This window comes from Micromonospora sp. NPDC049282 (genome assembly GCF_043197045.1).
GTDB lineage: Bacteria > Actinomycetota > Actinomycetes > Mycobacteriales > Micromonosporaceae > Micromonospora.
This window is the reverse complement of sequence record NZ_JBICSL010000040.1, coordinates 1-4,365: the sequence shown is the minus strand read 5'-3', so window position 1 is coordinate 4,365 and position 4,365 is coordinate 1. Positions and strand designations below refer to the sequence as shown.

The 4,365-nt window shown below is 72.3% G+C and carries 3 protein-coding genes; all 3 read right to left on the bottom strand.

The features are described 5' to 3' along the window. Positions 1-173: 173 nt before the first annotated feature. Genes gltX through ACGFI2_RS30555 form a run of 3 tightly spaced genes read right to left on the bottom strand, consistent with a single transcriptional unit; the run spans position 174 to position 4,220 of the window. Positions 174-1,583, bottom strand: a complete 1,410-nt coding sequence (gltX, locus tag ACGFI2_RS30565; protein WP_393523653.1) for a glutamate--tRNA ligase — start codon at positions 1,581-1,583, stop codon at positions 174-176. Positions 1,584-1,632: 49 nt separating this feature from the next. Further along, entirely contained in the window at positions 1,633-2,910 is a 1,278-nt protein-coding gene (locus tag ACGFI2_RS30560; RefSeq protein ID WP_393523652.1) for an MFS transporter, read from the bottom strand. After that, entirely contained in the window at positions 2,907-4,220 is a 1,314-nt protein-coding gene (locus ACGFI2_RS30555; RefSeq protein WP_393523655.1) for a GH1 family beta-glucosidase, read from the bottom strand. Before ACGFI2_RS30555 ends, ACGFI2_RS30560 begins: the two co-directional genes overlap by 4 nt. Positions 4,221-4,365 lie beyond the last annotated feature (145 nt).

The window sequence follows — 4,365 nt, the reverse complement described above, 5'->3', positions numbered from 1 at the left end:
CCCGACGCCCTCATCGCCCTGGCCATGCTCAACCTCGGCGGTCACCGCCCCCAACTCCCCAACCGATGACCCACACATCCATCACAAGACCCATAAAGATGACCCAGCGGCATACCGCTCGAAAGTGCTTCCCGCCTTCGGAGGGCGACACGCCGAGGAACGACGCCGGGCGCTCAGACCAGGCGTACCCGGGCGGCGCGCAGCCGGGTCAGCGCGCGGTCGCGGCCGAGCACCTCGAGCGACTCGAACAGCGGCAGCCCGACGGTGCGTCCGGTGACCGCGACCCGGACCGGCGCCTGCGCCTTGCCCAATTTCAGCCCGCGCTCCGCGCCGACCGCCTCCAGCGTGGCCTTCAACGAGTCGGCGTCCCAGGACTCCAGCGACTCGAACGCGGCGATCGCCGCGTCCAGCAGGTCGGCCGCGCCCTCCTTCATCGCCTTCGCCCAGGCCGCCTCGTCGATCAGCGGGTCGGCCAGGAAGAGGAAGTCGACGTTCGGCACGATCTCGCTGAGCACCGCGATCCGGGTCTGCGCCAGCGGGGCCACCGCCGCGAACGCGGCCGGGTCGAACTCGGCCGGCTGCCAGGGCGGCGGGGCGATGGTGTCGGTGCCGGTGAGCCACGGCTGGCACGCGGCGACGAAGTCCTCGACCGGCAACGCCCGGATGTATTCGCCGTTGAAGGCGCGCAGCTTCTTCTCGTCGAAGAAGGCCGGGGAGGGGTTGACCTCGTCGAGCCGGAACTCCTGCTCGATCACCGACCAGGGCACGATCTCCCGGTCGCCGGAGGGCGCCCAGCCGAGCAGCATCAGGTAGTTGCGCATCGCGTCGGCGAGGTAGCCCTCGTCCCGGTACGCCTCCAGGGCGACCTTGTCGCGCCGCTTGGACAGCTTCTGCCGCTTCTCGTTGACCACCACGGGCACGTGCGCCCAGACCGGCGGCTTGACCCCGAGCGCGTCCCACAGCAGCTGCTGCTTCGGGGTGTTGGGCAGGTGCTCCTCGGCCCGGATCACGTGGGTGATCCCCATGGTCATGTCGTCGACCACGTTGGCCAGCAGGAAGACCGGCGAGCCGTCGCCGCGGGCGATGACGAAGTCCTCGATCAGCTTGTTCTCGAACGTCGGCTCGCCCCGGATCAGGTCGACCACCACGGTCTCGCCCTCGTCCGGGGTGCGGAAGCGCAGCGCCCGGCCCTCGCCGGCCGGCAGGCCCCGGTCCCGGCAGAAGCCGTCGTAGCCGCGGTGCTGCGAGCCGGTGCGCGCCTGCACGTCCTCGCGGGTGCAGTCGCAGTAGTAGGCCCGGCCGCCCTCGTACAGCCGCTGGGCGGCGGCGCGGTGCTCGCCCGCGTAGGAGGACTGGAAGTAGGGGCCCTCGTAGCTCTCGCGCGCAATGCCGATCCAGTCGAGCGCGGAGAGGATGCCCTCGGTCCACTCGGGCCGGTTGCGGGCCGCGTCGGTGTCCTCGACGCGGAGCACGAACACCCCGCCCTGCTGCTTGGCGAAGATCCAGTTCTGCAGGGCCGAGCGGGCGCCGCCGACGTGGAACATTCCGGTCGGGGAGGGGGCGAAGCGTACACGTACCGTCACGTCCCCCAGCCTACGGCGGGCCGCGAGCGCTTTCCGGCAGGGGGCCCGGTCAGGGCACCGCCTTGATCTTCACGACCAGGGCGCTGCCGACCAGGGTGACGGCCGCGGTCACCGCGTAGAGGGTGGGATAGCCGCCCAGGTGGACCACGATCGGGGCGGAGAGCGCCGGCCCCAGCACCTGCGGCGCCGAGTTGGCGATGTTGATCACGCCGAGGTCCTTGGCCCGGTCGGTGGCGGCGGGCAGCACCTGGGTGATCAGCGCGGCGTCCACCGCCAGGTAGACCCCGTAGCCGGCGCCGAGCAGCAGCGCGGCGACGATCGCCATCTGCCAGACCGGCGCGACCGCGAGCAGCGTCGCCGCCACCGCCATGATCAGCCCGGACACGATCACGAACACCTTGCGCCGGCCGGACCGGTCGGAGAGTCGCCCGGCGACCACGGCGGTGAGCATCATGCCCAGCGTGTAGAGCAGGATCAGCACCAGCAGCGACCCCTCGGGATCGGCCACCCGCACCCCGTCGCTGAGGAAGTAGAGCAGGTAGAGCGTGCCGAGCGCGTTGCCGGTCTGCACCAGGAACCGGGTGAACCAGGCCCAGGCGAAGTCGGGGTGCCGGCGTGGGCTGATCCACATCGAGGCGAGCAGGGCGCGCGTGCGCAGCGGCGACCGGTGTTCCCGGGGCAGCGGGTCGTCCTTGGTGAGCAGCGCGAACGGCAGCGACAGCAGCAGCACGGCGAGCGCGATCGCGGCGTACCCGGCGGCGTTGCCGGTGACCACGGCGGTGACCAGCACCGCGCCGGCCACCAGGCCGAGCGCCTGCGGGATGCCCACCCAGCCGGAGACGCCGCCGCGCTGGGCCACCGGCACCCGGTCCGGGATCGCGGCGGTGAGGCTGGCCAGCATCGCGTTGAAGCAGACCTGCGCGGCCACCCAGGCGACCGCCACCCCGGCGATGGTGTCCTGCCGGGCCAGCAGCAGCAGGGCGAGCGCGCCGACCACCGCGCCGCACGCGGTCCAGACGTGCCGGCGGCCGAAGTGCCGGTTGGCCAGCCGCAGCGAGGTACGGTCCGACAGCGCGCCGGCCAGCGGGTTGGCCAGCACCGCGGCGAGCGCGCCGATGCCGGTGACCACCGCCAGCATGGCCTCCTTGTCGCCCGGTGCGATGCGTTCCACCTGTTGCGGCAGCAGCACCTGGATCGGGGTGAAGAACGCCATCCAGACGCCGAGGTTCGCCGCGAAGATCAGCGCGATCCAGCTCCGCCGTACCGGCACGGTCGGTTCGGCGAGCGCCGCCGGCAGCGAGGCCGGCGTCGGGTTCACCGTGGTCATCGCCGGATCAGGTCCCGGAACCAGGCGTACGAGGACTTCGGGGTACGCCGCTGGGTCGGGTAGTCGACGTGCACCAGACCGAACCGCTTGGTGAACCCCTCCGCCCACTCCCAGTTGTCCAGCAAGGACCAGACGAAGTACCCGGTCACCGGCACGCCCGCGGCGATCGCCTCGTGCACGGCGCGCACGTGCCCGTCCAGGTACGCGATCCGCTCCGGGTCGTCCACCCGGCCCTGCGCGTCGGGCGCGTCGTCGTAGGCGCAGCCGCTCTCGGTGACCTGGATCGGCGGCAGCGCGTCGCCGTACCGCTGGTGGAGTTGGAGCAGCAGCTCGCGCAGCCCGTCCGGGGCCACCGGCCAGTCGAACGCGGTGCGCGGGTAGCCGTCCAGCGGCACCATCTCGAACGGCAGCGGCGAGCCCTCCCCGGGGGCCCGGACGCCGGTCGGGTTGTAGTAGTTCACCCCGAGCACGTCGATCGGCGCGGCGATGACGTCCAGGTCCCCGTCGCGGACCACGCCCGGGTCGAGGCCCGGCGCGTCGGGGTGGCCGAGGCCCAGCAGCGGGTCGGTGAAGAGGCGGTTGTGCAGCGCGTCGTACGCCTCGGCGGCGGCCCGGTCCGCGTCGGTGTCCCCGACCTGCCGCACCGGTGAGTAGTTGTTGGCGATCGCCACCGGGCTCGCGGTGCGGGCGCGCAGCGCGGCGACCGCGAGGCCGTGCCCGAGGAGCTGGTGGTGGGCGGCCGGGAAGGCGTCGAAGAGCAGCATCCGGCCGGGCGCGTGGGTGCCGATGCCGTAGCCGAGGGTCATGTGGATGAACGGCTCGTTGAGCGTGATCCAGAGCTTCACCCGGTCGCCGAGGCGGGCCGCGGTCAGGTCGGCGTACTCGGCGAAGCGGGCGGCGGTGTCCCGGTTCAGCCAGCCGCCGGCGTCCTCCAGCGGCTGGGGCAGGTCCCAGTGGAAGAGCGTGGCGACCGGGTCGACGCCGGCGGCGAGCAGACCGTCCACCAACCGGTCGTAGAAGTCCAGCCCGGCCGCGTTCGCCGGGCCGGCGCCGGTGGGCTGCACGCGCGGCCAGGCGATCGAGAACCGGTACGCGGAGACGCCGAGCCCGGCCAGCAGCGCGGTGTCCTCGGCGTACCGGTGGTGGTGGTCGCACGCCTCGTCACCGGTGCTGCCGTCGACGATCCGACCCGGCGAGTGGGCGAACGTGTCCCAGATGGACGGACCCCGGCCGTCGACGCCTGTCGCTCCCTCGATCTGGTACGCGGAGGTGGACACCCCCCACCGGAAGCCGGCGGGAAAGTCGGGCATCGGCACGGTCGTCAATTCGCCCTCCCAATACGTGAAGCGTGTTCGCGACTCTAGTACTCCAACGTCACTTGGCCTGTCTGCCCTGGTAGTGGGATCGGCGGGCTCGGGCTTGGGATGTTCGTCGCCAGATTGACCAGTGCAGGAT

Bases quoted from the DNA above. Each gene is read 5' to 3' on its own strand.
- ACGFI2_RS30555 (WP_393523655.1), bottom strand. From the start codon at position 4,220: ATGCCCGACTTTCCCGCCGGCTTCCGGTGGGGGGTGTCCACCTCCGCG.
- ACGFI2_RS30560 (WP_393523652.1), bottom strand. From the start codon at position 2,910: ATGACCACGGTGAACCCGACGCCGGCCTCGCTGCCGGCGGCGCTCGCC.